At 64.1% G+C, this 26,768-nt stretch carries 23 protein-coding genes and 1 tRNA gene; 9 read left to right on the plus strand and 15 right to left on the minus strand.

Translation table 11 applies throughout. From position 1 onward, the window contains the following. Window positions 1-35 precede the first annotated feature (35 nt). Window positions 36-109, minus strand: a tRNA-Gly gene (locus FCS99_RS14755). A gap of 68 nt (window positions 110-177) precedes the next feature. Beyond that, window positions 178-1,191: a 2'-deoxycytidine 5'-triphosphate deaminase gene (locus FCS99_RS14760; protein WP_138513932.1), complete on the minus strand. Its 1,014-nt coding sequence runs from the start codon at window positions 1,189-1,191 to the stop codon at window positions 178-180. 159 nt (window positions 1,192-1,350) lie between these two features. On the opposite strand from FCS99_RS14760, the gene apaG reads away from it, so the two are divergent. Together apaG and FCS99_RS14770 are read left to right on the plus strand one after the other, a co-directional pair. Then, entirely contained in the window at window positions 1,351-1,743 is a 393-nt protein-coding gene (gene apaG, locus FCS99_RS14765) for a Co2+/Mg2+ efflux protein ApaG (RefSeq protein WP_138513934.1), read from the plus strand. 38 nt (window positions 1,744-1,781) lie between these two features. Next, window positions 1,782-3,236 (plus strand): TrkH family potassium uptake protein, encoded by a 1,455-nt coding sequence (locus tag FCS99_RS14770; protein ID WP_138513936.1) that lies wholly within the window; start codon window positions 1,782-1,784, stop codon window positions 3,234-3,236. A gap of 8 nt (window positions 3,237-3,244) precedes the next feature. On the opposite strand, the gene FCS99_RS14775 is transcribed toward FCS99_RS14770, so the two are convergent. The 4 genes from FCS99_RS14775 to FCS99_RS14790 all read right to left on the minus strand — a co-directional run bounded on the left by FCS99_RS14775 (window position 3,245) and on the right by FCS99_RS14790 (window position 7,523). Further along, the gene (locus tag FCS99_RS14775) at window positions 3,245-4,402 is read right to left on the minus strand and encodes a GGDEF domain-containing protein (protein ID WP_138513938.1); all 1,158 of its coding nucleotides are present in this window, start codon (window positions 4,400-4,402) and stop codon (window positions 3,245-3,247) included. 113 nt (window positions 4,403-4,515) lie between these two features. After that, entirely contained in the window at window positions 4,516-5,439 is a 924-nt protein-coding gene (locus FCS99_RS14780; RefSeq protein ID WP_138513940.1) for an Hsp33 family molecular chaperone, read from the minus strand. Window positions 5,440-5,454: 15 nt separating this feature from the next. Continuing rightward, window positions 5,455-6,639: an aspartate aminotransferase family protein gene (locus FCS99_RS14785; protein ID WP_138513942.1), complete on the minus strand. Its 1,185-nt coding sequence runs from the start codon at window positions 6,637-6,639 to the stop codon at window positions 5,455-5,457. A gap of 71 nt (window positions 6,640-6,710) precedes the next feature. Next, complete coding sequence (locus FCS99_RS14790) at window positions 6,711-7,523, minus strand: ABC transporter permease (RefSeq protein WP_138513944.1); 813 nt, start codon at window positions 7,521-7,523, stop codon at window positions 6,711-6,713. Window positions 7,524-7,727: 204 nt separating this feature from the next. Here FCS99_RS14790 and FCS99_RS14795 point away from each other — a divergent pair, with 204 nt between their 5' ends. Together FCS99_RS14795 and FCS99_RS14800 are read left to right on the plus strand one after the other, a co-directional pair. After that, window positions 7,728-8,264: a GcrA family cell cycle regulator gene (locus FCS99_RS14795; RefSeq protein ID WP_138513946.1), complete on the plus strand. Its 537-nt coding sequence runs from the start codon at window positions 7,728-7,730 to the stop codon at window positions 8,262-8,264. A 159-nt stretch (window positions 8,265-8,423) separates the two neighbouring features. Further along, window positions 8,424-8,813: a TM2 domain-containing protein gene (locus FCS99_RS14800; protein WP_138513948.1), complete on the plus strand. Its 390-nt coding sequence runs from the start codon at window positions 8,424-8,426 to the stop codon at window positions 8,811-8,813. 4 nt (window positions 8,814-8,817) lie between these two features. Here the strand turns inward: FCS99_RS14800 and FCS99_RS14805 are convergent, their stop codons facing one another. Further along, window positions 8,818-9,846 carry a glycoside hydrolase family 5 protein gene (locus FCS99_RS14805; protein ID WP_138513950.1) on the minus strand — a complete coding sequence of 343 codons (1,029 nt, stop codon included), beginning with the start codon at window positions 9,844-9,846 and terminating at the stop codon, window positions 8,818-8,820. 168 nt (window positions 9,847-10,014) lie between these two features. Between FCS99_RS14805 and FCS99_RS14810 the strand changes: the two genes are divergently transcribed. Then, window positions 10,015-10,746 carry a carbonic anhydrase gene (locus FCS99_RS14810; RefSeq protein ID WP_138513952.1) on the plus strand — a complete coding sequence of 244 codons (732 nt, stop codon included), beginning with the start codon at window positions 10,015-10,017 and terminating at the stop codon, window positions 10,744-10,746. Between the two features lie 87 nt (window positions 10,747-10,833). Here FCS99_RS14810 and FCS99_RS14815 read toward each other — a convergent pair whose 3' ends face one another. Both FCS99_RS14815 and FCS99_RS14820 read right to left on the minus strand, forming a co-directional pair. Then, window positions 10,834-11,139, minus strand: coding sequence for a hypothetical protein (locus FCS99_RS14815; RefSeq protein WP_138513954.1), 306 nt, complete (start codon window positions 11,137-11,139; stop codon window positions 10,834-10,836). Then, window positions 11,139-12,134, minus strand: coding sequence for a sodium-dependent bicarbonate transport family permease (locus tag FCS99_RS14820; protein ID WP_138513956.1), 996 nt, complete (start codon window positions 12,132-12,134; stop codon window positions 11,139-11,141). Before FCS99_RS14820 ends, FCS99_RS14815 begins: the two co-directional genes overlap by 1 nt. A gap of 204 nt (window positions 12,135-12,338) precedes the next feature. On the opposite strand from FCS99_RS14820, the gene FCS99_RS14825 reads away from it, so the two are divergent. Further along, a complete protein-coding gene (locus FCS99_RS14825; RefSeq protein ID WP_138513957.1) occupies window positions 12,339-13,328 on the plus strand; it encodes a hydrogen peroxide-inducible genes activator in 990 nt (329 codons plus the stop codon). Here the strand turns inward: FCS99_RS14825 and phoB are convergent. From phoB to FCS99_RS14855, 6 genes are all read right to left on the minus strand, one after another. Then, window positions 13,304-13,993 (minus strand): phosphate regulon transcriptional regulator PhoB, encoded by a 690-nt coding sequence (gene phoB / locus FCS99_RS14830; RefSeq protein WP_138513959.1) that lies wholly within the window; start codon window positions 13,991-13,993, stop codon window positions 13,304-13,306. The genes FCS99_RS14825 and phoB overlap by 25 nt on opposite strands. Before the next feature lie 25 nt (window positions 13,994-14,018). Beyond that, complete coding sequence (gene phoU / locus FCS99_RS14835; RefSeq protein ID WP_138513961.1) at window positions 14,019-14,708, minus strand: phosphate signaling complex protein PhoU; 690 nt, start codon at window positions 14,706-14,708, stop codon at window positions 14,019-14,021. A 29-nt stretch (window positions 14,709-14,737) separates the two neighbouring features. Then, the gene (gene pstB / locus FCS99_RS14840; RefSeq protein ID WP_233352854.1) at window positions 14,738-15,550 is read right to left on the minus strand and encodes a phosphate ABC transporter ATP-binding protein PstB; all 813 of its coding nucleotides are present in this window, start codon (window positions 15,548-15,550) and stop codon (window positions 14,738-14,740) included. Window positions 15,551-15,555: 5 nt separating this feature from the next. After that, window positions 15,556-17,298 carry a phosphate ABC transporter permease PstA gene (pstA, locus tag FCS99_RS14845; RefSeq protein ID WP_138513965.1) on the minus strand — a complete coding sequence of 581 codons (1,743 nt, stop codon included), beginning with the start codon at window positions 17,296-17,298 and terminating at the stop codon, window positions 15,556-15,558. Next, on the minus strand, window positions 17,291-18,991 hold the full coding sequence (gene pstC / locus FCS99_RS14850) for a phosphate ABC transporter permease subunit PstC (protein ID WP_138513967.1): 1,701 nt from the start codon (window positions 18,989-18,991) through the stop codon (window positions 17,291-17,293). Before pstC ends, pstA begins: the two co-directional genes overlap by 8 nt. Window positions 18,992-19,162: 171 nt before the next feature. After that, window positions 19,163-20,539: a sensor histidine kinase gene (locus tag FCS99_RS14855; protein WP_138513969.1), complete on the minus strand. Its 1,377-nt coding sequence runs from the start codon at window positions 20,537-20,539 to the stop codon at window positions 19,163-19,165. 272 nt (window positions 20,540-20,811) lie between these two features. Between FCS99_RS14855 and FCS99_RS14860 the strand changes: the two genes are divergently transcribed. From FCS99_RS14860 to FCS99_RS14870, 3 genes are read left to right on the plus strand one after another with little or no spacing between them, the layout of a single operon-like run. Further along, on the plus strand, window positions 20,812-22,212 hold the full coding sequence (locus tag FCS99_RS14860) for an efflux transporter outer membrane subunit (RefSeq protein ID WP_138513971.1): 1,401 nt from the start codon (window positions 20,812-20,814) through the stop codon (window positions 22,210-22,212). A gap of 2 nt (window positions 22,213-22,214) precedes the next feature. Further along, window positions 22,215-23,492, plus strand: a complete 1,278-nt coding sequence (locus tag FCS99_RS14865) for an efflux RND transporter periplasmic adaptor subunit (protein ID WP_138513973.1) — start codon at window positions 22,215-22,217, stop codon at window positions 23,490-23,492. A 24-nt stretch (window positions 23,493-23,516) separates the two neighbouring features. Next, window positions 23,517-26,735 carry an efflux RND transporter permease subunit gene (locus FCS99_RS14870; RefSeq protein WP_138513976.1) on the plus strand — a complete coding sequence of 1,073 codons (3,219 nt, stop codon included), beginning with the start codon at window positions 23,517-23,519 and terminating at the stop codon, window positions 26,733-26,735. Window positions 26,736-26,768: the final 33 nt, after the last annotated feature.

Below are 26,768 nucleotides of genomic sequence, written 5' to 3' on the forward strand. Positions count from 1 at the left end.
TTTCGTCAGGCAAACAAAACGGAAATACGGAGCGATGGAGCGGGTGAAGGGAATCGAACCCTCGTCGTAAGCTTGGGAAGCTTCTGCTCTACCATTGAGCTACACCCGCGCACGCCTCAGGACGTTATACGCAAGTCGCGCCGCCGGGGAAGCGTCCTCTTGCAGGACGGGCTCCGGTCAGATGAAGAACTTGGACAGTTTCAGGCCCTGTTTCTGGTAATTCGACGAGACCTGGCCGTAGGCGCGGCCAGGCGCTTCCGCCATGGGCTCATACACCAGCCGGGCGATGGCCTGTCCGTGTTCCAGAAGGAAGGGCACATCATGACCCCGCACTTCCAGCACGGCCCGCGAGCCCGTACCGCCGGCCTCATCCGTGCCGAAACCGGGATCGAAGAAGCCCGCATAATGCGCCCGGAACTCGCCGATCTCCGTGGCAATCGGTGCCATTTCCGCCGCCTCGTCGAAACCGATCGTGACGGCCTCGCGAGAGGCCAGGATGTAGAACTCGCCCGGATCCAGGATCAGGCGGCGATCCGGCGCATAAAGCGGCTCCCAGAAGCGTGAGGCCGGGTGCATGCCGATCTTTGACAGGTCCACCAGACCGGCATGACGACGGGCCCGATAGCCGACAATCCCGTCCTCGAATCCCGACAAGTCCACGCTGACCGTCACATCCCGCAGCGGCGTGTGTGCGCCCTGGCGGAAGCGGACCTGGGAGAGGCGGTCGCCCTCATGGACCAGGACGGAGAAGGTGCACGGGCTGATCTCGGCATAGAGCGGACCGTCATAGCCTTCCGGGGCCCGGTCGAAGACCTCGCCCTGGTCGGTGATCACCCGCGTGAAGACATCGATCCGTCCGGTCGAGCTTTTCGGATTCATCATCGCCGTGACACCGGCGGGCAGGCTGAGCCTTTCCTGCAGCGGCGCCAGATAGACGCAGCCGGTTTCCAGCACAGCGCCCTTTTCCAGATCGACGGTGTGCATTTTCAGGTCGCTGTCGAGACATTCCGCGACGGTCCGGCCCCGGCCCGGCAGAAAGCTGGCCCGCAGGCGATAGGCCTGCCGGCCCAGGCGCAGATCGATGCTGGCCGGCTGGATCTGACCGTCGGCCGGAGGCTGGTCGGCGGCAATCACACCGGTGTCGAACAAGGTGGTCAGCCGGGTATCGGGAAGAATGCCGTTCGCGCTCATATCGGGACGTTCAGACTGTTGAGAGGACCCGAGATGTCCCCCATCTGCCCGGCCCTGTCCAGCCATGCTGACCGTGGGGGTTGAGCCGAAGGGGTGGCGGGAGGATGATAGCGCTCAATTCAGGGGCCGGTGCGCCGGTCTTTTGCGGGCGGGAAACCCATGTATCAGCACGAAGACAGTGGCGTGAAAATCTCCGTGACGCCGGACTATCTGGAAGATGAGTCCGAGCCGGAAAACAGCCATTATGTCTGGGCCTACACGATCGAGATCGAGAATACGGGCGATCATGCGGTGCAGTTGATCGCACGGAAATGGGTCATCACCGATGCCATGGGCCGGACCGAGCATGTCCAGGGCCTGGGCGTGATCGGCGAACAGCCGGTGATCGAACCGGGCGAGCGTTTCCGCTACACTTCCGGCGCCCCGCTGACGACCCCGTCGGGCTTCATGCAGGGCAGTTATGAAATGCAGCGTCAGGACGGGCTCAGCTTTGCCGCGGAAATTCCGGGCTTTTCACTCGACCGGCCGGGCGACCGCGCCCAGCTGCACTGATCCGGTGACGGCGTGAACCGGCGCGGCGGGGGACATCCTTGACCACATCCCTGCGACAAGTCCTCTTCATGGTGGGCATGATGGTGGCCGTGCTGGCCGCCCTGATGCTGGCCCCCGCCATGCTGGACGCCGCTCATGGCGATCATGACAGCGCCACCGCCTTCTTCCTGTCCTCCATCCTGGGCATGTTCCTCGGCGCGGCCCTGGCCCTAGTCAATCGCGGCCCCGTCGACTCGATCACGCCCCGAACGGCCTTCGTCCTGACCGTCGGCGCCTGGTTTGCGCTAGCCCTGTGCGCGGCCCTGCCCATGCGCCTGTCGGGCGAGGAGATGAGCTGGACCGATGCGATCTTCGAATCCATTTCCGGCCTGACCACGACCGGCGCAACGGTCATCACCGGACTGGATGACCGTCCGGAGGGCCTGCTGCTCTGGCGGGCCATCCTGCAGTGGATCGGCGGGATCGGGATCATTGTGACGGCCATGGCCTTCTGGCCCATGCTGGGCGTGGGCGGCATGCAGCTCTTCCAGCTGGAAAGCGGCGACAAGTCGGACAAGGTCCTGCCCAAGGCGACCCAGATCGCCGCCGGTATTTCCCTGGTCTATCTGGTGCTCACGCTGATCTGCTTCTTCGCCTTCCTGGCTGTGGGCATGGACTGGCTGCATGCGCTTTGTCACGCCATGTCGACCCTTTCGACCGGGGGCTTCTCGGCCTCGGACAATTCCATGGGCAATTACGTCCATCTGGGCGCCGACATGATCACGACCGTCTTCATGATCCTCGCCTCCCTGCCTTTCGCCCTCTTCGTCCTGGCCGGACGCGGCAAGCCCGGCGCGCTGTTCAAGGACGCCCAGGTCCGCGGTTTCCTGCTTGTGGTTGTGGTGTGCACAACCCTCATCGCCCTGGTGATCTGGTCGGTCGGGGCGCATGAGGAAGGCGGTGCCATCCGCCAGGCCAGCTTCAATGTCGTCTCGATCATGACCGGCACCGGATTCGCCACCGCCGATTACGGCGCCTGGGGCCCCGTCTCCGAAGCGGCCTTCTTCATCTTCATGTTCATCGGCGGCTGCGCCGGCTCGACGACCTGCTCGGTGAAGATCTTCCGCTACCAGATCGCCGGCACGGCCATGCGCCGCTACCTGGCCAAGCTGATGCGGCCCAATGCGGTCATCCCGATGCGGTATAATGGCCGCATCGTGGAAGAGAGCGCCCTGCACTCCGTCCTGGGCTTTTTCTTCGTCTTCTTTGCCGTTTACGCGATCTCGGCGGCCCTGCTCTCGGCGATGGGTCTGGACACGATCACCGCCCTGTCCGGTGCCGCCACAACCCTGGCCAATGTCGGCCCCGGACTGGGACCGGTCATCGGTCCGACCGGCACGTTTGAACCCCTGTCCGATCCGGTCAAATGGGTGATGACCTTCAACATGTTCATCGGCCGGCTGGAAGTGCTGGCCGTGCTGGTCTTCCTCAGCCCGCGCTTCTGGCGCAGCTAGTCCGGCCCTCAGGCGGCCGCGGCCATGACGACGCGGTTCCGGCCTTCGCCCTTGGCTTGGTAGAGCGCCTTGTCAGCCGCGGCAAACAGGCGCGTGAAGCAGGGATGCCGGTCCGGCAAGGGCGCCAGGCCCGCTGACACCGTGACCTTGATTTGACGGCCATCGAGCTCGAACGGGTTTTCTTCGACAGCCTTGCGCACCCGATCCGCGATCCGGTTGAAGCCTTCGCCGTTCATGTCGTGAAGGACAGCGACGAACTCCTCGCCACCCAGCCGGGCCACAAAATCCGACTTGCGCAGGGCCTGTTTCAGGGTTTGCGCGACATGCCGCAGGACGGCGTCGCCGACATCATGTCCATACGTGTCATTGACCTGTTTGAAATGATCGATGTCGAAAACGGCCAGCGCGGCCGTGTCCTCTGCAATTTCACCATGCTGGACTCCCGAGTTCACCTGGCGCTCGAACGCGCGCCGGTTCGGCAGCCCTGTCAGATGGTCGGTCAGCGCGGCTTGCCGCAGAACGGACGCGGTCTGGCCTGACGACAGGAGCGCGCAACCGAAGATCAGGGTTGTCTCCACACCGATCATCGACAGCAGGCCGAAGGAAACGAACTGGCTCGGCTCCAGAATGCCCGGCATGGCCGGGTCAAAGATCATGACTCCGATGCTGATCGCCGAAAGGCTGAAGGCAAAATAGTAGATCGTGTAACGCAGCAAGCGCACGCTGGCCTGTCCGTCACGCCGGCCGATGATCGAAAGATAGGGCAGCATCAACAAATTACTGCCGATCACGGCTGTCGCGAAAACCCCGAACCGGACGGCCGCATGGTCAACGACCCAAGTGAAAAAGGGAAAGCCGACCAGGATCAATGTTGCGATCGCGCCCGCAATCCAGCGCGGCAATCGTTGACCGGAAAACCGCGCCACGCCTTCGAGCAGAATGAGAAATCCGCCGGCGGACAGGATGTCACCGACCACAATTCCCAGAATGTCCGGCAAATTTTCCCGGAAGCAGATCATCGCCTGCCCCAATCCGTGGACAGCCGTGCCGACCAGCCAGAAGCCCGGGGCTTCCTTGTTCCGGTGAATGGCCATGTTCACAAGATGAATGAACATGCCGGCCAGAATGACCGGCAAAAGCGCCAAGATCAGCGTTTGTGAGTCCATCGTTCGATACCATCAGCCCAAATCCCCGCAAAGAGATACATGAACTGGTGTTACCAGAGCCTTGAAGTTGCATATGCATACCTTGGTGCATTGCAACAAAAAGCCAGCTCAACTTACTGCGACGCAGCAGAATCCACATCATCCGGCAAGAAGCGCCAATCTTTATTACAGTATTCGCAGGTCATGACGATGGTGCCATCGACCTCCATTTCCGCCCGGTCCTCCGGCGGGAAGGAGGCAATGATCCGGAGCAGGCGCTCTTCCTCGCAGGAACACCGGCGCTGCACCGTCTTGGGTTCCAGCAGGCGCACGCCGTCTTCGTTGTAGAGCCGATAAAGCAGGCCGCCGGCTGACAGATCCGGGTCGAGAAGTTCGGAGTCTTCCACGGTGTCGAACAGGGCGCGGGCATGGTCCCAGTCGCCCTCGGCCGATCCGCGGGTTTCGTCGCCGGCCACCGATTGCAGCAGCAATCCACCGCCCCGCCAGACCCTGTCCTCGCCCTCTTTCCAGCTTTCGCCGACAGCAATGCGCAGCCGCGTCGGCGTCTGCTCGGACTGTGCGAAATAGGTTTCCGCCGCAGCAGACAGATTGGGCCCGTCCAGTCCGACCACGCCCTGGTACTGGTCCTTGTCGGGCCCGTAATCGATGGTCATGGCGAAGGCGCCCTTGCCCAGGAGACGGCCCATCATCTCCTCAGCCGGCGGCGTGTCCGCCAGCACGGCCTCCACGGCTTCGCGGTCGATCTTGGCAAAGCCGCGCACGCCTTCACCGGTAACGTATTCCGCCACGATGAAGCTGATCGGGCCGGACCCGTTGGCCTGGACGATCAGGCGGCCATCGAATTTCAGGGAATCCCCGACCAGGGCCGCAATGATCACCGCTTCGCCCAGCAGGCGGGCGACCGGCACCGGATAGGCGTGGGCCGCGAGGATCTGGTCCAGCGTACCGCCCAGGCGGCAGGTCCGACCGCGCACGGTCCGACCCTCCACCTGGTAGGCGGCAACAATATTGTCCTCTTCACCCAGCGGATCACTCACGCCTGATACTCCGGTCTAGCTTTTCTGCAGCTCGCCGAGGGCTTCATCGAGAATGCCCACAGCCTCGCTGGCGTCGTCCTTGGTGATGATGAGCGGCGGGGCCATGCGCGAGACATTGTCGCCGGCCGCACCGACCAGAAGATTGCGCTCGCGCGCCAAGGCGCCGAGCTTTTTCGGGTCATAGCCGTCTTTCAGCTTGATGCCGACGAGCAGGCCCTTGCCGCGCACTTCGACAATCTTGTCGGCGTGACGGTCCATCAGGCCGTGCAATTGCTGGCGCAGGAAGTTCGAGACTTCCACGACATGATCCATGAAACCGTCCGAGGTCAGCTCGTCGAACACGACATTGCCGACCGCCATGGCCAGCGGGCCGCCACCATAGGTGGATCCATGCGTGCCGACGACCATGCCTTCGGCCGCGGCTTCCGTGGCCAGGCAGGCGCCCATCGGGAAGCCGCCGCCAATGCCCTTGGCGGCTGCCATGATATCCGGCTCGGCGCCTTCGACCCATTGGTGGGCGAACAGCTTGCCGGTCCGGCCGGCACCCGACTGGACTTCGTCATAGATCAGCATCAGGCCGTTTTCATCGCACAGCTGGCGCAGGCCGCGCAGGAAGCTGTCTTCCGGTGCACGGACACCGCCCTCACCCTGGACCGGCTCGACGCAGATCGCCGCGGTCTCTTCGGTGATGGCGTTCTTGACCGCGTCCAGATCGCCGAACTCGACCTGGTCAAAGCCTTCCATGGCCGGGCCGAAGCCTTCCAGGTATTTCGGATTGCCGCCGGCATTGATCGCGCCATAGGTCCGGCCGTGGAAGGCGCCGGTGAAGGTGATGATGCGATAGCGCTGCGGATTGCCGTTCACGAACTGGTAGCGGCGCGCCGTCTTCAGCGCGCATTCCATCGCCTCGGCACCAGAATTGGTGAAGAAGACCCGGTCCGCGAAAGTCGCGTCGGTCAGCTTCTTGGCCAGTTCAACGCCCTTGGGAACCTTGAACATGTTGGACAGGTGCCACAGCTTGCCCGCCTGCTCGGTCAGGGCAGCCACGGCCTTGGGATGCGCATGCCCCAGACAGTTCACGGCGATGCCCGAGATGAAATCCAGATAGGCCGCGCCGTCTTCGGTATACAGGCGGGCTCCCTTGCCATGATCGAAAACGAGATCCGGCGGGGAATAGGTGTCCATCATCGGAGCGGGCATGCGGGGTTCCTCCAAACAGGTGCGGCGCCTGCACATGCAGGCGCTCTTTCCTCTCGTCTAGGCCTGTCAGCTCAGCTCTTCAAGCGCCAGCCTGCACGCAGAAGCAGGTAGCAGGCCGCCCCCAGAACCAGGTTGATCACGGCCACCAGGATGACACCGATGGTCAGGTTTCCGTCCGCATGCCCGATGAAGCCGTAGCGGAACCCGTCAATCATGTAGAAGAAGGGGTTGAAATGGCTGATCGTGGAGATCGGTTCAGGCAGAGCCTCGACCGAGTAGAAGGTGCCCGACAGGAAGGTCAGCGGCGTGATCACGAAGGTCGTCACCGCCGCCATATGGTCGAATTTTTCCGCCCACAGCCCGCCGATCACACCGACCATGCCCAGCATGGCGGCGGCGGAAATCCCGAAATACAGGACCGCCCACCAATGATCCGGCCAGATATTCATGAAGGGGATCAGGGTCAGTGCCGTCACCACGGCGACCATGAGCCCGCGTGTCATCGCCCCGGCAATGAAACCGATGCTCAGCTCGACGGCGGACAGGGGCGGCATCAGGAAGTCGACCGAATTGCCCTGCACCTTCGACACGAGGATGGAGGAGCCGGAATTGGCGAAGGCATTGTTCAGCAGTCCCATCAGGATGAGGCCCGGTGCCAGGAATTCGATGAAGGGCGTACCGGCCACATCGCCCCGTCGCGAGCCGATCGCGACTGCAAAAACCGTCATGTAAAGCAGCGTCGTTGCCACCGGTGCAGCGACTGTTTGCATGCCGACCTTGAGGAATCGCCGGACTTCCTTCTTGTACAAGGTCCATAAACCCAAGCCATTGATAAGGCCGAATTTTTTAGGCTCGTTTACGGAAGTTAAGTGAGCATTACTCATATCGAATTACCCTTAATTTCCCAGTAACCATCGCCGTTAACGATTAGGGCTGCAAGCGAGGTTTCCACAGGAATGGTCACCACCCAATCTTGTGGTATCGGTTCGCGTGGGTACAATATCTAGTGTAATTAAACATGAACTGACATATGCGTCTTTTACCGACATTCAAGGTGAAGAGCGCATCCCAACCGGGAGATGAGTGCGATGGCCTGGACTGATGAACGCGTTGAAGAGCTCAAAAAGCTTTGGTCTGAAGGGCTGAGCGCCAGCCAGATCGCCAAACAGTTGGGTGGTGTGACTCGCAATGCCGTGATTGGCAAGGTCCACCGTCTGGGTTTGTCAGGCCGTGCGACCCCGTCGCGTCCGGCCCGCCGCACGGTGAAACCGTCCCGTCCGCGCACCACGACAACCGCCACGGCGCCTGCAGCCCGTCCGGCCGCGCGCCCTGCCCCGTCCGCCTCTCCGGCGGCACCGGCCCCGGCTCCGGTGGAACCCGCCGTCCTGCCCTCCGGTGAATTCGCCACCGTGCTGACGCTTCGCGACAGCATGTGCAAATGGCCGATCGGCGACCCGGCCCAGGCCGAGTTCCGCTTCTGCGGCCGCAAGACCGCCGGCGGCAATGCCTATTGCGAGGCGCACTCCTCCATGGCTTACCAGCCGAGCGCCAAGCGCCGCCGCCGCACCTCGGACGCCGGTGCCGCACTGGACGCAATCGCCGCGACGCGCCGGTACAATTTCTAGAATTGCGCTGTAGCGTACGGGCCCTCCCTCACCCCGAAGGCCCGAGAGTAGCGGCCGCTCCCACCCCGGAGCGGCCGTTTTCTATGCGCACGCGCCTGACTTGTTGATTGACACACCGCCATCTCGCGCCAACCTGTGCCCATCTCACAGGGGGACGACATGAATTCAAAAACCTACACGATGGAACTGGCCAACATCATCAATGGCCTTCCGGAAGCCAATCGCGCATCCTTCATCACGGCCTTCCAGGCCTCGGAAAAGAACCCGCTTCTGATCTTCGGGTTCGGCATTTTCCTCGGTGGTCTCGGCATTGACCGCATGCTCGTCGGCGATGTCGTCGCCGGCATTCTCAAACTGATCACTTTCGGCGGTCTCGGCCTCTGGCAGATCATTGACTGGTTCCTGATCGGTGGCCGGACCCGCGACAAGAACATCGCCCTGGCACGCTCCATGGCGGCCTCCTTCAACCATGCCCCGGCAGCGCCGGCCGCAGCCGCGGCGACGGCCGCTCCGGCGGCCCCGGTCACGCCCGAGACCAAGGAAGACTAGGCGCTCAATCGGATCCCGGGATCAGCGCGTCGCGCATTGCCGGGATCCACGCCTCCTGGGCCGGGTCATAGCTGCGAAGCGTGCTGGCAAAACCCCAATGGCACCAGGACAGGCCGCTCATCTCGGCCGCATCGCGCACCGCGCTGACCCAGCGAGCCCGCAAATGTTCCGGCACGCCGGCATAAACGCCGAACTCACCCAGCAGAACGGGGACATTGCGGGCGGACATCTGGGCGGCAATCGCCTCGAAATCCTCGGCCAGGGCCAGTTCGTCACGCGGCCCGCCCCAGCTGATCCCGGTCTCGGTCCGGTTCGACCAGGGCGCGCCCTGATGCGTGAAATCGAAGGGCGCATAATAGTGAACCGTCATCATCACCCGCGGATCGGACGGCAGCGGCCCCGCCTGCTCCAGCCCGTCAATATTGTTCCAGCGCGCCGAGGTCAGGATCACCCAGCGTTCCGGTGACACAGCCCGGATCACGGGCAGGAGGCGCGCATTGATCCGGTCGACTTCGGCCGCGGACACGCGATCCGTCGGCTCGTTGAGGATCTCGAAGACCAGCCCGTCCGCCGGTACGTCCGCATAATGCGTCGCCAGCTGGCGCCAGATCGCTTCCAGAACCGGCAATTGACCCAGCGGATCCGCCATCATCGCCTCGAAATGATGCACGTCCAGCACCACGGCGAGCCCGCGCGACCGGGCATGGGCGATGATCGCATCGACGCGCGCCAGCATGTCCGGATCGATCCGGTGATCCGCCCCCGACACATGGGCCGACCATCTTACCGGCAGGCGGATGGCGTCGAACCCGGCCGCGGCAATAGCATCGATATGGCCAAACCGGATCGTATAACCCCACTCGCCCTCGAAATTCGCTTCCAGGGCGCCGGACAGATTCATGCAGCGTGACAGGGGTGGCCGGTCGACGCTCATGGACTGGCGCGCCGGTTCCGGGACGGCCTGGCCTGTCGAAGGCCCGCAGGCCGACACCAGGACAAGCCCTGTCAGCAAGATCTGGGAAAGGGACCGCATGGAAGGCCTCCGGCTGGATCACCCGATATGACGCAGTTCGCCCCCTGAGGTCCAGCGCAGGCGATCCGGCAATTCTATAGCTTAAAGCTATCGTCATGGCGCTTTTATTCAATTGGATACAAATGCCCGGACACCCCACATCGGCGTCGGCCAAAGAGAGGAGTTGCCATGAAATACGTACTTGCCGGCTTGTTGGGCGCAGCAGGAACCCTGGGAGCCGCCCAAGCCGACGAATGGGGTTATACGGGCGCCGGTGCGCCGGAGAACTGGGGCCAGCTTTCGCCGGAGTTCGCGGTGTGCAGCACCGGCACCCAGCAAAGCCCGATCGACCTGACCGGCGCCTTCGAAAGCGACGGTGTGGCGCCCGAACTCAGCTTCGGTGTGGTCAGCGGCCTGGAGGCCGAGCGCAATGCCCATGGCGTGACCTATCATGTGCCGTCCGGCGCGGCGCACATCACCCTGCACGGGCAGAGCTATGACCTGCTGCAATTCCACTTCCACGCCGCCTCGGAACATCATGTGGACGGCGAGTCCTTCCCGCTGGAAGTCCATTTCGTGACCGCCAATGGCGGTGACCTCGCCGTTGTCGGCGTGCTCTTTGAGACCGGTGAGGCGCATGACACGGTGGATACGCTCTGGTCCGCCATCGGCGAACCCGGCGACCGCGAGCCCCTGGAGACCCGCATCGACCTCACCAGCATGCTTCCGGGCGAGGACAGTGCCTGGCGCTATGAAGGCTCGCTGACCACCCCGCCCTGTTCGGAAGTCGTTTCCTGGACCGTTTTCACAACGCCCCTGACGGTGTCTGAAGCGCAAGTGGAGGCCTTCATCAGCGCGGTTGGCGAAAATGCCCGTCCGCCGCAACCGCTGCATCGCCGTTACGTCCTGCTGGACGACTGACCCTGACCGCCTGGATTTGTACCCCTGGCATAAAGGGCGCGCGAGTTTCGCGCGCCCTTCTTTTTTCCGGCCGCCCGACTGTCGGGCCTAGCCCTGGCGGGCCGCAACCGGCCAGGCGATGATGTCACCGTGCAGATGATCCAGGGTGTCATGGAGCTCCGGGCTGATCCGGTCTGCCAGGCCGCGCTCCAGTGTCATCACGACCAGGACACGGCGGCCGGACGGGGCGATCTGACCGGTCCGGTTCCAGCGCCCCTCCGGCGTGCGGCCGGACTGGCCCGGCAAGACCAGCCAGCGCTCGACGCCGAGGCGCTCCAGCAATTCCTCCAGGCGTCCGGCCTGGACCGCATCGATTTCCATTTCGAACCGCACATGGGCGTCAGACTGTGTCATCACGCAGCTCCCAGAACCAGTTGTGCCAGAGTGAAGTAAAGCGGGATCCCGAGCAGGAGATTGAACGGAAAAGTGATTCCCAGCGACAGGGTCAGCGACATGGCCGGCTTGGCATCGGGCAAGGCCAGACGCATGGCGGCCGGAACCGCAATATAGGAGGCCGAGGCGGCCAGCGTCATCAACAGGGCCCCATTCCCCGGCGTGAGACCGATTAGGGCCCCATTCCCCGGCGTGAGACCGATTAGGGCCGCGACGCCCAGAGCGACACCGGCCGAGAGCAGGGGCATGTAGAGACCGTGAAGCACGACGCCCGGCTTCATGCGGCGGCCATGCTCGACCAGGCCGCGCCCGGCGATCAGACCCATGTCCAGAAGGAAGAGGCAAAGCACACCGCGGAAGGCATCCACGAAGAGGGGCGAGACCGCCGTCATGCCGGCATCGCCGGACACCCATCCGATGACGAAAGCGCCGAGCAGGAGCACGATCGACCCGTTGGTCAACGGTTCCACGAGTTTGAGACCACCCGTCCGCCCGGCCGCGCCGGCCAGCAGCAGGCCTGTGAGAATGGCGGGCGCTTCCATCGCTGCGGCGACCGCGACCATGGCCCCGTCTCCAGGCAGGTCGAGCAGGCGCGCGGCATCCGTGGCCGCAATGAAGGTGACGATCGAGATCGAGCCGTAATGCGCCGCGATGGCGGCCATGTCGACGCGTGGCAGGGCGGTTGTGACCCGCAGCAGGCCGAAGCTCAGCACCGGCAGACTGGCCGACAGCACGATACCCGCCAGAAGGACCGGGACGATATCGCCCAGGCTGGCGCGCGCCATTTCCGCACCGCCCTTGAAGCCGATCGCCATGATCAGGAAGAGCGACAAACCCTTGGCAAAGGCCTCGGGAAATTTCAGGTCTGACCGGATGAAGGCCGCGGCCAGACCCAGAATGAAGAAAAGAACGGGGGGCGAGGCAAAGGTCGCCAGGGCGATGGATCCGAATTCCAAAACACGAGCCTCCAGGCATGAAGCGTCCGGCGGCTGTTGCGCGAGGGGGGCGAGGCAACAACCGCCGGACGGAACCCTGCCGGTCGACACTGAAAGGACCGGGATCAGGCCGGAACGGCAGAGCAGGACGGCCACGCTCTAGACCCCGCCCTCAATAAAGAACAATATATCTGAATTACCGTTGGATTAGCCTGAGGCTATGGAATGCGCCCCACTTTCCGGCAATTGGAATACCTCGTCGCCGTCGACGAGACCGGCCGTTTCTCGGCCGCCGCCCAGAGCCTGCATGTCAGCCAGCCCAGCCTGTCAGCGCAGATCGCCGAAGCGGAATCCCATCTGGGGTTCAAAGTCTTCGAACGCGGTCGCCACGGTGCCATCGCGACACCGCTCGGACGGGAATTGCTGGAACGCGCCCGTGCCGTCCTGACCTCGATGTCGGATATCAAGCGCCTGGCTCAATACGGCCAGGACGGTCTGATCGGACAGGTTCGCCTTGGCGTACTGCCGACGATCGGCCCCTATCTCCTGCCCCGCTGCACGGCGCAGCTGCACGCGCGCTATCCCCGGCTGCGCCTGTCCATTCGCGAGGAATCCTCGGTCGATCTCAACCAGACCCTGACAGAGGGCCGTATGGACATCGTGATTTCGGTTCCCGAAGACCATCCCGGCTGTGCCAGTGCGCCCCTCTTCCATGAGCGCCTCTGGGCGGCCTTTCCGCCGGACGACCCGCTCGCGCAGAAGTCCGGACCGGTCACGCTGGAGGAATTGTCGGGCCGCGCCTTCCTCACCCTGGGCCTGGGCCACCGCCTCAACCGCCTCGTCGCCGACCTGGCCGAACGGGCTGACGGCCATCTGCCGGCCGATTACGAGGGGACCAGTCTGGACGCGATCCGCCACATGTCGGCCCTCGGGGCCGGCATCGCCGTACTGCCGGAACTCTATGTCCGTTGCGAGGCGGAACGGGACAACAGCCTGGTCTTCCGCCTGATCGACGACCCCGGCGCGCAGCGCGATATCGCCCTGATCTGGCGGCACAACTCCCCGCTGGCCTCGGGCTTCCAGGCGATCGCCGATATTCTGGAAACCGCCGCCGCGCATGTTCTCGACGTCGCAAATCCGGACGCAGACCCGGGAGCCGGCAGGAAAAAGGGGCGCCCGGCGCCCCTCAATCAAGCATTCACATCGAAGGCATAGCCCGCCGACCGGACCGTGCGGATCGGGTCGCGCTCTTCCTTGTTGTTGAGCGCCTTGCGCAGGCGGCCGACATGGACGTCGACCGTGCGGGCCTCGACATAGACGTCCGAGCCCCAGACGGCATCCAGCAATTGTTCGCGCGAGAAGACGCGGCCGGGATGCTGCATGAGATAGTCCAGCAGGCGGAACTCGGTCGGGCCGAGATGGATTTCCCGGTCGGCCCGCTTCACCCGGTGGGCCACGCGATCCATCGTGATGTCGCCGGCATTGATGATGTCCTCGGCCAGGCCCGGACGGATGCGGCGCAACACGGCACGGATACGGGCGAAGAGTTCGGTCATGGAGAAGGGTTTGACGACATAGTCATCGGCGCCGGTATCCAGTCCGCGAACCCGGTCGGTTTCCTCACCGCGCGCGGTCAGCATGATGATCGGCACATTGGCGGTTTCCTGGCGGCCGCGCAGGCGGCGGCAGACCTCGATGCCGGAGACCTTCGGCAGCATCCAGTCACACAGGACCAGGTCCGGTGTGGTTTCCTCGGCCTGGATCAGGGCCTCCTCGCCATCACGGGCGACCGCGACGGCATAGCCTTCCTTCTCGAGATTGTACTGCAGCAGGGTGGCCAGGGCGTCTTCGTCTTCGACCACGAGTACTTGAGGCTTCATCCTTGTCTCTCCACGATCAAGGTCTTCAGGATGCCGGAGGGGTGTCCGCTTCGAGCGGCGCGGCGGTCACCATGAAGTGCAGCGCTTCCGCGATATTCGTCGCGTGGTCGCCGATACGTTCAAGGTTCTTGGCGACGAAGAGAATGTGCACGCCCGGCTCCACCAGGCTGCTGTCCTCACCCATCGAAATCAGCATTTCGCGGACCAGCGCATTATAGCGCTCATCCACCTCGTCATCGGCCCGCCAGACGCGGATGGCCGGCTCCACCTCGAAGGAGGAGAGCGCATCCAGGACGACGTGCAATTGCTGGATGACGATGGCGCCGAGCCGTTCCACCCGGTCCATCAGGCCGAGGGCCGGATAGGCGGACAGATCCTTGGCGCGGTAGGCGATATTCTTGGCCAGATCCCCGATCCGCTCCAGGTCGGTGGAGATTTTCAGGGCTGAGATCGTCATGCGCAGATCGGTTGCCATCGGTTGGCGCAGGGCGAAGAGGCGCAGCACGCGCTTCTCGATATCGACCTGCATGGCGTTGACCTGTTTCTCGCGCTGGCGCACCTCGCCGGCCACGCCGGCATCGCGCCGCGCGATCGCATTGATCGCTGTGGTCAGCTGGGTTTCCACCAGCCCGCCCATGCGGGCGAGTTCGTCATTGAGCTGGTCCAGCTCTTCGCCGTAGGCGGTGACAATGTGTGCAGTCTTGGACAGCGCCATGGCGCTACCTCCTCAATTGGGCCCCGGCCCTAGCCGAAGCGCCCGGTGATGTAGTCCTGCGTCCGCGGGTCGCGCGGATTGGTGAAAATGTCTTCCGTGGTGCCGTATTCGACGAGATTGCCCATGTGGAAGAAGGCGGTCTGCTGGGAGACCCGGGCCGCCTGCTGCATGGAGTGCGTCACGATGATGATGCAGTAGTTTTCCCGCAGCTCGTCGATCAGCTCCTCGATCTTCGCCGTGGCGATCGGGTCGAGCGCCGAACAGGGCTCGTCCATCAGGATGACTTCCGGATTGACCGCAATGGCGCGGGCGATGACCAGGCGCTGCTGCTGGCCGCCGGACAGGCTGGTCCCCGGATGGTTCAGGCGATCGGCCACCTCATCCCACAGACCCGCCTTGCGCAGCGAGTCCTCGACAATCGCGTCCAGCTCGTCCTTGGACAGGGCGAGGCCATGGATGCGCGGCCCGTAGGCGACATTGTCATAGATCGACTTGGGAAACGGGTTCGGCTTCTGGAACACCATGCCGACATTGGCGCGCAGCACGACCGGATCGACGGATTTGTCGTTCACTTCCAGGCCGTCAATCTTGAGCGACCCGGTCACCCGGGCGCCCTCGATCGTGTCATTCATGCGGTTGAGACAGCGCAGGAAGGTCGACTTGCCGCAGCCCGACGGGCCGATGAAGGCGGTCACGGACCGGTCCGGCACGTCGATGGAGACATGGTTCAGCGCCTGTTTGCCGCTATAGCTGACGCAAACATCACGGGCCTGGACCTTGACCGGCTGCTCGGCCTCGCCGGCTCCGGCGATCGAGTCCGAATGGGATTGATTATCGGGCATGGGGATTACCATCTCCGCTCGAAACGGCGGCGCAGATAGATCGCCAGGGCATTGAACCCGATCATCAGCACCAGAAGAACTAGGATTGCGGCCGACGTGCTGTGCACGAAGGCACGTTCGGGAGAACTCGACCAGAGGAAGATCTGGATCGGCATCACGGTCGCCGGTTCGGTCAGGCCCTCAAGGCCCAGGGTCGGCGCGTCGGCTATGAAAGCCACCATGCCGATCATCAGCAGCGGCGCGGTCTCGCCCATGGCCTGGGCCAGGCCGATGATCGACCCGGTCAGAATGCCCGGCGCGGCCAGCGGCAGCACATGGTGGAACACGGTTTGCGTCTTGGAGGCCCCGACAGCCAGGGCCGCCTGACGGATCGAGACCGGCACGGCCTTCAGGGCAGCCCGCGTCGCGATGATCAGGGTTGGCAGGGTCATCAGGGACAGGACCAGACCACCCACCAGCGGTGTCGATCGGGGCAGTCCGAACGCATTGATGAAGACCGCCAGACCCAGCAGGCCGAACACGATGGACGGGACGGCGGCCAGATTGTTGATATTGACCTCGATCAGATCGGTGAAGCGGTTCTTCGGCGCATACTCTTCCAGATACACCGCCGTGCACACACCGACCGGGACCGACAGGATGATGGTGATCAGCATCGTCAGGATCGAGCCGTAGAGCGCGCCCTTCACCCCGGCCAGTTCCGGCTCCCGACTGTCGGCATTGGCAAACAGATAGGGATTGAGGCCGGATTCCACGAAGCCGCGACGAACCAGAGCCCGCGTCCACACGATCAGCTGGTCGGACACCCGGCGCCGTGATTCCGGCGTGTCGATCACATAGATCGACCAGTCGGAGACATCGCTCATGGCGCCCCCGCCCAGCATGGCTTCGGCCCGGGCCGAACGCCCGTCCGCCGACAGGGCCGTGACCCGCAGCGCCGTCTCGCCGGTCTCCACCAGAATGCTGGGCAGGCTGTCGGACATCTCCACCCAGCCATTTTCCAGAGCTGCCTGGCTGCGCACGGCCGCGGCCTCCACCATCAGGTCTTCCGCGTCATAGAGCGCATCCTCGCGGTCTTCACCGCTCAGATTGCCGGCCCGTTCCCGGGCCGTGGCGGCGCGCCGTTCCAGATTGTCCGCAGCCTGGTTGAGCAGGCCTGAGACAGTATCGCGCAGGTCCGCGAAGGCTTCCGATTCAGCCGTGACCTCAAAATCCCGGCCGGCCTCGCTCACAGCCATCGTGCCGACCGGCTCCAGCGTCCGGTCCGCGACCAGGCGGCCCTTGAGATAGAGATTGAGATCATCCGCGATCGGCATGCGGAATTCATGGGTCTCGCCCACCAGGCCGGGATCGGCCAGGACGGTCTCCATCAGGCGCGTCGAATTCAGCGGCGTGTAGAGGCTGAACAGGGCGCGCAATTCGCGGCGGTCCCGCACCTCGGGGAATTGTTCGCGGACCGCGTCCTGCAGAACGCGGCCATAGCTGCCGCGACGCAGGGAGTCCTCGGAGCCATCGCCCTCCGGATCCACCAGATCGCCGGACAGCTGCACCGGCAGAACCAGCTGGTTCACCGTGAAGGCCGGCAGGGCCTGCATCGTGATCGATCCGACCAGAAGAAGCAGGATGGCCACCGCAATGCCCACCGCCGACAGGCCGGCGACACGGAACCGCATCTCGGCCCGGTACCGCTTCGGCAGGCGCTCGCTCACCGTCTGGCGGAGCTTCGGGAGATCAGCGCTATCAGTCATATTTTTCCCGATATCTCTGCACGACGCGCAGGGCGACGACATTCATGATCAGCGTGATGACGAACAGGACCAGACCCAGCGCGAAGGCGGACAGGGTCTTGGGACTGTCGAATTCCTGGTCACCGGTCAGCAGCATGACGATCTGCACGGTGATGGTGGTGACCGATTCCAGCGGGTTGGCCGTCAGATTGGCACTCTGGCCCGCGGCCATCACCACGATCATCGTCTCACCCACGGCCCGGGACACGCCCAGCAGGATGGCGCCGACAATCCCCGGCAGGGCCGCCGGCAGGACGACATGGGAAATCGTCTCCGACCGGGTCGCGCCCATCGCATAGGATCCGTCGCGGAGGGCTTGCGGCACGGAATTGATGACGTCATCGGACAGGGAGGAGATGAAGGGAATGATCATGATCCCCATCACCAGGCCCGCCGACAGGGCGCTCTGTGTGGCGACATCATCAAAGCCCAGCCAGGTGAACAGGCCCCGGATCGCCGGTGCGACGACCAGAAGCGCGAAGAAGCCGTAGACCACGGTCGGAATGCCCGCGAGGATTTCCAGCAAGGGTTTCGCCGTCGCGCGGAAGCGCGGCCCGGCATATTCGGACAGATAGATGGCGGACAGAAGGCCGATCGGAATCGCCACCACCATCGCAATCAGCGTGATCAGCCCGGTGCCGGCGAACAGGGGCACGGCCCCGAAAGCGCCGGACTGGCCGACCTGGTCGGCACGCAGCGCGATCTGCGGCGACCATTGCAGGCCGAACAGGAATTCCGACACCGGCACGGATGAGAAGAAGCGCAGGCTCTCGAACAGGAGCGAGAAGACGATGCCCACCGTCGTCAGGATGGCGATCACGGAGGACAGGAACAGCAGGGCCGTGACCAGGCTCTCGACATGATTGCGCGCGCGGAAGGCGGGCTCCACCTGGCTCCGCGTCCGTGCCAGACCGGCCAGGGCCACGACCAGCGCCATGCCGCCGATCAGGAACCGCAACTGGTTCTGGTGCCGGGTGGCGATGCTGGCGGCGGCCACCAGTTCGCGGCTCTCCCGGCTGGGCAGCTCACCGCGCGCAATGTTCAGTGTATCGGCCAGAAAGAGCTGGCGCTGCTCGCGCGGCGCCTGGGACACTTCAAACCCGGCCAGCGCCCGGACCGGTGCCCCTTCTGCACGGGCCTCGGCAGCGACGCGGGCGATCAGCTCGCCTTCGCGCTCCAGGACAGCTTCATCGGCCGCGGTCACGGCATTGAGAGCATCGAGGCGCTCGGCCTCCAGCCGATCCATCAGCTCGGGATCGCGATCCTCCCCGGTGGCGTTGCGCAGGCGCTGGATATCCGCCGATATGGCTTCGGCGCGACCGCGCAACTGCACGGCTTCCGTGCGCAGGCTTTCATAGGCTCCGTCCGCCTCGATCGCATCATTCAGCTGGACGTTGAGACTGGACGCTTCCCGGCGCAGCTCGGCATAGGTGAGGTTCTCCACCACCTTGTCCGCGAACATGCCGTGCGCCAACAGAAGCAGTAGGGCCGGAAGGCCGGTCCAGATCGCGACGTAGTAGCCATGATAATTGGGCAGGGAGTGCAAACGGACCGTATTGCCTTCAACCGCCTGGATAGCACGGGCGCGGCCGGCATAGAATCCGCCCGCCAGCATGACGAGAATGGCCAGGGCGATCAGCGCGGTGACAGACATGCGTCCAATGTGTCCTTCAAGCGGGCTGCCGGTCGGGCAGCATCCGGTTTCGACCCTTGGTACAGGGCATCGCGGCCCCCGTTTATGACAAACCGACTACAGTTTTGTGACAACGTCGGCCCTGTCTGCAGGGCCACAAGATATTTCGGGTTATCCCGTTGTTTCTTCCGCTTATTTCGAAACATCAACCCGGGCGGGCAGAAACACGGAAAACACGGATCCCTCGCCTGGGGCGCTCTCAACGGTGAAACCGCCACGATGGCGATTCACAATGTGCTTCACGATGGCCAGACCCAGGCCCGTTCCCTCTTTCGGCCCGCTTTTCTGCCCGTCCACACGGAAGAAGCGCTCCGACAGACGCGGCAGGTTGCGGCGCTCGATCCCCTTGCCGCTGTCCATCACGCGCAGCGACACATAGCGCTCGCCCGATTCGGACGACGGGGCCGCCAGGGTCAGCCGGCTGGCATTCACGCCCAGCTTCATGGCCGGCCGTTCCACCTCATCCCGCAGCTGGGCGGGTAAGACCTGAAGGCTCAACGCGGAGCCTTCCGGCGAATATTTGATCGCGTTCTCGACCAGATTCATGACGACTTCCATCAACTGGTCGCGATCGCCGATGGCCAGTGCCGCGTCCGGCATGTCCACACGCAGATCGATCGATTTTTCTTCCAGCTGCGGCCGCAGAAAGGCGGTGACATCCTCGACCAGGCTGACCAGATCCGCCTCACCCGATGGCGGGACGTGCTCATCCATCTCGACCCGCGACAGGGAGAGGAGATCATTGATCAGCCGCTGCATCCGCTCGGTCTGATCGAACATGATCGACAAGAAGCGTTCCTGCGCGTCCGGATCATCCTTGGCATGCCCGCGCAGCGTTTCGATGAAGCCGGCCAGGGAGGCCAGGGGTGTGCGCAATTCATGACTGGCATTGGCCAGGAAATCGGCCCGCATCCGGTCCGCGCGCTTGATCGAGGTCTCGTCGGACAAGACCAGCATGGCCTGCCAGCCCAGGGCTTCCCCCGCTGGTTGGCGAAGCGGCGCCACATGGGCCCGGACATGGCTTTCTACCGGCGCCATCAGGGAATACTCGACCGGATCCACACTCTGCCCCCGAAGGGCCTGGCTGACCGCTTCCAGCACGAGAGGCTGACGCAGGACCGCCGAGAGATGCCCGGTCGCCGAACCCAGGCCCAGGAATTCCCGGGCGGCCGGATTGGCCATCTCGATCCGGCCGCCGGGCCCGATCAGCAGGACGGGAATCGGCAGGCTGTCGAGCATGCGCTGCGCATTGGCGGTCGGCGTTTCTGCCGGAGCGTCCGTCGCGGTCGCCGCCACGCGTTGAACCGGATTCAGCGTCGTCGACACTGTCAGATAATAGAAGATGGACAGCGCCGCGATCGTGGCGATGGCGACGACGGTTTCCAGGAAACCCAGCTCGCCGAACATCCAGAACAGGACAAGGACGAAACTGCCGATACCCGCCACGGCCGCGGTGTCACGGCGCCGGATGCGGATGGAGGGCTGGTCGTGCGGATTGTCGGGTTTCATGCCGCGGAGCCTGCATCCAATCGCCGCTCTCGCGGCATCTAACAAAAATATAAGTGCCCATTGGGCGTTTGGCGCTTTATCGCATACCCGCAACACGCCGCGAAGCCAACGCGACATTGAGGGGGACGCGCACAGAGCGCATCTCGAAAATCGAGAGAGTTTTCATGCCATTCGATAGGGTTTTAGTGTTTTTCGATAAATTTCTGTTGACTTTCGAGATGCCCCGCCTAGGATGGTCCCATCATCGAAACCGTGACGTGCGGGGACAACGCATGCGTAAAAGTCTGTTAGTTGCAGCCACAGCCCTGGTGGCCACCTCTTGTGCAAGCCTGCCGGCCTACGACGCCGGCGAGAGCCTGCCGGTGACACCGGATTCGTGGACATCTGCGCCGGCCATGACAGGGCCGTATGAAGCGCGTGATTGGGTCGAAAGCCTGGGCGATGCCCAGCTGACCGGCCTGATTGACGAAGCCTTCCAATCCAATCCGAGTCTCAACCAGTCCTTTGCCCGCTATCGCGCGGCCCGGGCCGCGGCACGCGCTTCAGGCGCCAACCGTCTGCCCTCGCTCAGTGGGGGTCTGGAATACACGCGAAGCGAGCCGAATGTCGGCTCCGGCAGCGACAGTTTCTCCCTGGGGCTTTCCGCCTCCTGGGAAGCCGATGTCTGGGGCCGTGTTGCGGATGGCGCCAATGCCAGTGCCCGTGACGCTCAGGCCGCCGCTGAAGATGTGCGGGCTTCGCAGCTCTCCATCGCCGGCCTGGTCGCCAAGCAATGGTACGCCCTCACCGAGGCTCACCAGCAAACCGAACTGGCCGAGCGTGATGTCGCTACGCGCGAATCCTCGTTGTCGCTCACCGAGCGCCGTTTCGCGCGGGGCCTGGTACGCAGTTCCGACGTTCGGACGGCCCGAAGTGCCCTGGCGTCATCAGAGGCTGCACTCGCCTCCCGCCGCCGCTCTGAAGCCGCGGCCGCCCGGGCCCTGGAAACCCTGCTGGGCCGCTATCCGGCTGCCCAACTGGTTTCCGACGGGGATTTCCCGGAGCTGGATCCGCTGGCCGCCATCGGCTCGCCGGAAGACCTGCTGGCCCGCCGTCCCGATATCCGCGCCGCCGAGCGCCGCCTGGAAGCGGCCGGTCTGCGGGCGGATGCGGCGCGCAAGGCGCTCTATCCCAGCCTGTCGCTGAGCGGCGGGTCCGGCACGGGCGGCCCCAGCGCCGAGGACATGCTGGACCTGGACACGATGGTGTCCAGCCTAACTGCCTCCCTCGTCGGCCCGATCTTCAATGGCGGATCCCTGCGCGCCCAGCGCGACCAGGCCGAAGCCAATGCCGAAGCCCAGCTTCACGCCTATGTCTCGACGGTGCTGACCGCCTGGCAGGAAGCGGAGAATGCGCTTCATGCTGACGAAATCCTGGAAATGCGCGTGGACAGCCTGCGCCAGGCTTTCGAGGAAGCGGCCGAGGCCGAGCAACTCGTGATCCGGCAGTATGCCAGCGGCGTAGCAACGATATTCGATCTGCTTAACGCCCAATCCCGGCGCATCAGCGCTGAAAGCCAGTACATCTCGGCGCGTCGTGACCGTGCGACCAACCGCGTCGATCTCTATCTCGCCATCGCCGGCGATTTCTCCGCGGCCCAGTCCGCAGACCCGGCCGCCCTGACAGGAGAATAGTTATGGGTAAGCTCATCGGACGTTTCATCATCATCGGCGGCGTTGTCGCGATCGTCGGCGGTGTCATCTTCATGCTCGCCATGGGCCAGCCGCAGCCGCAACGCGCCAATTCGGCTCCGCGACCGGTCGCGGTCTTCGTGGACGAAGCCCAGCGTCATGCCGTGGCCCTCACCGTGAACTCGCAGGGCGAGGCCCGGCCGCGCACCCAGATCAATCTGGTGCCGCAAGTGGCCGGCCGGATCACCTATGTGAACCCCGACTTCATCGAGGGCGGTTTCTTCGAAGCCGGCGAAACCCTGATCCAGATCGATGACGCCGATTATCGGCTCGCCGTGACCCGGGCCTCCGCCCAAGTGGCCCAGGCCCAACAGGCCCTGGCCCGCGAACAGGCGGAATCCGACCTGGCGGCGAGCGAATGGGAAGAACTGGGTGAAGGCGAAGCCTCGGCCCTGACCCTGCGCGAACCGCAACTCGCCGAAGCCCGCGCCCAGCTGGCCGCGGCCGAAGCGGCCCTGCAATCGGCCCGTCTGGACCTGCAACGCACCCGGATTTCCGCGCCTTTCGAAGGCCGGGTCCGCACCAAGAATGCCGATCTGGGCCAGTATGTCGCGCCAGGTACCAATCTGGGTGAGGTCTTCTCGACCGACACCGTGATGATCCGCCTGCCGCTGACCGACCATGACCTGTCCCTGCTGGGCATCCCGGTCGCCTACAATGCCGCCCTGTCGGAAGACGGCGGTGTGCCGGTGACCCTGTCGGCGACGATCGCCGGCCAGCACCAGGAATGGGAAGGCCGCATCACCCGCACGGACAGCGCCATCGATCCGCAGACCCGCGTCCTGTACGCCATTGCCGAGGTCGAGGATCCGTACGGCGCCGCCGCCCAGGGCGGTTCGCCCTTGGCCATCGGCCTGTTCGTGGAAGCGGAGATCCGCGGCCGCGAAATCGACGGCGCCTACATCATTCCGCGCAATGCCCTGCGCGGCGAAGGCAGCGTCTATGTCGTCGAGGAAGGCGGCACCCTGTCCGTGCGCTCGGTCGAGATCATCGACTCCAATCCGGACCGGGTCGTTCTGTCCGGCGGCGTGCGCGGCGGTGAACTGGTCGTCGTGTCCCCGATCCGGGGCGCCAGCAATGGCATGCGCGTCCAGACCTATGATGATGACGGCGAGATGATGGCCCAGTTCTCGGCCACCTATGACGAGGACCCGGACGCCACGGCATCCGCCGAAAATGATGAAGCCAATGCTGACGGTGATGCCGTCACGAGCGCCGGCTAGGCCGGGCGCGAGGAGGACACGTCCATGACCGATCCGAACCAAACTCACGATGAGGCCCCGCGGGGCGGCATCATTGGCTGGTGGGCCCGAAATTCGGTGGCCGCCAACCTGTTGATGATCGTCGCCGTGCTCGGCGGCATCCTGGGCTACCAGGCCCTGAACCGGGAAGTCTTCCCGTCCGCCTCCTTCAATGGCGCGACCGTTTCCGTGGCCTGGCCCGGCGCGTCGCCGCAGGAGATCGAGGAACAGATTGTTGTCCGGATCGAGGAAGCCCTGGCGGACATGGACGGGATCGAGACGATCACCTCCACGGCCCGCGAAGGCGCCGGCTTCGTCAACATTGAAGGCAAGCGCAATGTCGACATCGGCCAGTTCATCGACAATGTGAAACTGGAAGTCGACTCCGTGAACAATCTGCCGCCGTCGGCCTATCGCCCGGTGGTGTCGCAATGGCGCAACCAGGACCAGGTCGTCGGCTTCGCGGTCTACGGTGATATCGACCGTCGCGAATTGCAGGCCATCGGCCGTGAAGTGCGCGATGAAGTCGCCCAGTTGCCGGGTGCATCCATCGTCAATCTCTGGGCCAGCCGGAACGAAGAGGTCTCCATCGAGATCTCCGAGGAAAACCTGCGCCGCTACAATCTGACCTTCGACGAAGTGGTCCGCGCCGTGCGCGCCTCCTCGCTGAACGCGTCGGCCGGTTCGGTTCGCACCGATCTGGGCGAATTCGGCCTGACCGCCCGCCAGCTGGCGGACTCGGCCGCCGAGTTCGAGGAAATCATCATTCGCCAGACCAGTGATGGCGGCACGCTGCGCATCAATGACGTGGCCACGGTCACCGACGGCTTTGTCGATTCCAATCTGGAAGCGACCTATAATGCCGAGACCATGGTCCTGGTCGTGGTCGAGCAGGCCCCCAATCTGGACGTGGTCGATACGGCCCAGGCCGTGCGTGACTATATCGATCGCAAATCCGCCGAACTGCCCGAAGGCGTCCAGATGTCCGTCTGGTGGGACAATTCGGAAATGTATACCGGCCGGATGGAGACCATCCGCAACTCGGCCCTGGTGGGCGGCGTTCTGGTCCTGATCGTGCTCTTCCTCTTCCTGCGCCCCATGGTGGCGATCTGGGTGACGGTCGGCATTTTCATCGCCTTTGGCGGCGCCTTCCTGATCCTGCCCATGATGGGCGTGACCCTGAACATGCTGTCCCTGTTCGCCTTCCTCCTGGTGATCGGTATCGTCGTCGATGACGCGATCGTTGTCGGGGAGAATATCCACGACAGGGTGGAGCGAGGAGAGCCCGGCCTGACCGCGTCCATCGTCGGCACGCAAATGGTCGCCAAGCCGGTCATCTTCGCGGTCATCACCACGATCATGATGTTCTCGCCCTGGATGCTGCTGTCCGGTCCGGAAGTTCAGTTTACCCGTCAGATCTCCCTGGTCGTGATCGCGGCGCTGGCCTTCTCGCTGATCGAATCCCTGCTGATCCTGCCGGCGCACCTGTCGCACATGAAACCGCAGAGCAATTCCGGCTTCTTCGGCCCGCTGATTGCGGTCCAGCGTGCGATTGCCGCCTCGCTGATCTTCGTGGCGCGGTCCCTGTACCGCCCGGTCGTCAAGGTCGCGATCCGAAATCGCTATGCGACCTTCATCGCCTTCCTGGGCGTGTTCCTGATCTCGATTGCCATGATGAGCCTGAACTATGTCGGCTCGGTCTTCATGCCGCAGATCGAGAACGAGACGATCCAGGCCAATATCCAGCTGGCCGAGGGCACGCCCTGGAACCGGACCGAACAGGTCCGCCAGCAGCTGGACGAAGCCCAGATCGCCACGCAGGAGCACTACGCGGAGCTCTATCCCGATGCCGGCGACATGCTGATCTCGCGCTCGACCCTGGCCACGGATGGCCGGATCCGCGCCTGGATCGTGCTGCCGGAGCCGGATGAGCGCCCGGGCAATCTGCCCACGCGGGAAGTCGCCCAGACCATTCGCGATTTCCTGGGTCCGATCCCGGACGCGATGGAGGTCCGCCTCGACTCCACCATCAATGATGGCGGTTCGCGGATGACCTTCGCCCTGTCCCACCAGGACCTGGACACGCTGCGGGCTGCGGCCGACCAGCTGAAGACGCAACTGCGCAGCTATGACACGCTGTACGACGTCGTGGACTCCCTGGAGACCTCGACCGAGGAGCTGCAATTCGCCCTGCGTCCCAACGCCCAGACCCTGGGTCTCAACCTGCAGGACGTGACCCGTCAGGTCCGCCAGTCCTTCTACGGTGAGGAAGCCCAGCGCCTGCCGCGTGACGGCCAGGATGTCCGGGTGATGGTCCGCATGGATGAAGCCAGCCGTCGCTCGCTCGACACGCTGCGTGAAATCCGCATCCGCACCAGTGACGGCCGTGAGGTCCCGCTGCATGCCGTGGCCGAGGCGCACTTCGCACCGGGCCTGAACCGGATCAATCGCCGCAATGGCATGCGCACCGTGACCGTGTCGGCGGAACTGTCCGACCCGACCGCCCGCGGTGACATCACCCAGAGCCTGAACGAGGACTTCTTCCCGAACTTCGACAACCAGTTCCCGGGTCTGTCGCGGGACGAGATCGGCCAGGCCGAGGGCGAACGCCAGTTCATGTCGGAGGTACTGCGCCTCCTGCTGCTGGCCCTGGTGTCCATGTACTTCCTGCTGGCCGTGGCCTTTAAGTCCTACTTCCAGCCGCTGGCCATCATGGTCGCCATCCCGTTCGCGCTGACAGGGGCCATTTTCGGTCACTTCCTGTTCGACATGCCGATCGCCCTCTTCTCCTATTTCGGGGTCGGGGCGGCCGCCGGGGTCGTCATCAATGACAACCTCGTCCTGCTGGACTTCGTGAACCGGCTGCGCGCCAATGGCGTGGGGGCCTTCCAGGCCCTGGTCGATGCGGGTGTGCAACGCTTCCGCCCGATCCTGCTGACCTCGGTCACCACCTTCCTCGGCATCTTCCCGATGATGGCGGAAACCTCGACCCAGGCAGAATTCCTCAAGCCGATGGTCGTGGCCCTGGGCTTCGCGGTGATCTTTGCCCTCGGGCTGACCCTGGTCCTGGTGCCGGCCATGTACGCCATCGGCGTCGACATTGCCCGCTTCTTCCGGATGGTCTGGACCGGCCAGAAGCAGCCGGCGATGGGTGAACACTATGTCGACACGGACTTCGCCCATGGCGAACTGCCGGGTCACCTGACGGAAAACCCCGCAGAATAGCGGCCGTCAAATCGACAACTCTCACGCCCCGCG

This window comes from Maricaulis alexandrii, assembly GCF_005871165.1.
GTDB classification, from domain to species: Bacteria; Pseudomonadota; Alphaproteobacteria; order Caulobacterales; family Maricaulaceae; genus Maricaulis; species Maricaulis alexandrii.

Bases quoted from the DNA above. Each gene is read 5' to 3' on its own strand.
- pstA (WP_138513965.1), bottom strand. From the start codon at position 17,298: ATGACTGATAGCGCTGATCTCCCGAAGCTCCGCCAGACGGTGAGCGAG.
- apaG (WP_138513934.1), top strand. From the start codon at position 1,351: ATGTATCAGCACGAAGACAGTGGCGTGAAAATCTCCGTGACGCCGGAC.
- FCS99_RS14785 (WP_138513942.1), bottom strand. From the start codon at position 6,639: ATGCCCGCTCCGATGATGGACACCTATTCCCCGCCGGATCTCGTTTTC.
- FCS99_RS14795 (WP_138513946.1), top strand. From the start codon at position 7,728: ATGGCCTGGACTGATGAACGCGTTGAAGAGCTCAAAAAGCTTTGGTCT.
- phoB (WP_138513959.1), bottom strand. From the start codon at position 13,993: ATGAAGCCTCAAGTACTCGTGGTCGAAGACGAAGACGCCCTGGCCACC.
- FCS99_RS14870 (WP_138513976.1), top strand. From the start codon at position 23,517: ATGACCGATCCGAACCAAACTCACGATGAGGCCCCGCGGGGCGGCATC.
- FCS99_RS14760 (WP_138513932.1), bottom strand. From the start codon at position 1,191: ATGAGCGCGAACGGCATTCTTCCCGATACCCGGCTGACCACCTTGTTC.
- FCS99_RS14790 (WP_138513944.1), bottom strand. From the start codon at position 7,523: ATGAGTAATGCTCACTTAACTTCCGTAAACGAGCCTAAAAAATTCGGC.
- FCS99_RS14800 (WP_138513948.1), top strand. From the start codon at position 8,424: ATGAATTCAAAAACCTACACGATGGAACTGGCCAACATCATCAATGGC.
- FCS99_RS14815 (WP_138513954.1), bottom strand. From the start codon at position 11,139: ATGACACAGTCTGACGCCCATGTGCGGTTCGAAATGGAAATCGATGCG.
- FCS99_RS14775 (WP_138513938.1), bottom strand. From the start codon at position 4,402: ATGGACTCACAAACGCTGATCTTGGCGCTTTTGCCGGTCATTCTGGCC.
- FCS99_RS14825 (WP_138513957.1), top strand. From the start codon at position 12,339: ATGCGCCCCACTTTCCGGCAATTGGAATACCTCGTCGCCGTCGACGAG.
- FCS99_RS14810 (WP_138513952.1), top strand. From the start codon at position 10,015: ATGAAATACGTACTTGCCGGCTTGTTGGGCGCAGCAGGAACCCTGGGA.
- phoU (WP_138513961.1), bottom strand. From the start codon at position 14,708: ATGGCGCTGTCCAAGACTGCACACATTGTCACCGCCTACGGCGAAGAG.
- pstB (WP_233352854.1), bottom strand. From the start codon at position 15,550: ATGCCCGATAATCAATCCCATTCGGACTCGATCGCCGGAGCCGGCGAG.
- pstC (WP_138513967.1), bottom strand. From the start codon at position 18,991: ATGTCTGTCACCGCGCTGATCGCCCTGGCCATTCTCGTCATGCTGGCG.
- FCS99_RS14805 (WP_138513950.1), bottom strand. From the start codon at position 9,846: ATGCGGTCCCTTTCCCAGATCTTGCTGACAGGGCTTGTCCTGGTGTCG.
- FCS99_RS14865 (WP_138513973.1), top strand. From the start codon at position 22,215: ATGGGTAAGCTCATCGGACGTTTCATCATCATCGGCGGCGTTGTCGCG.
- FCS99_RS14860 (WP_138513971.1), top strand. From the start codon at position 20,812: ATGCGTAAAAGTCTGTTAGTTGCAGCCACAGCCCTGGTGGCCACCTCT.
- FCS99_RS14855 (WP_138513969.1), bottom strand. From the start codon at position 20,539: ATGAAACCCGACAATCCGCACGACCAGCCCTCCATCCGCATCCGGCGC.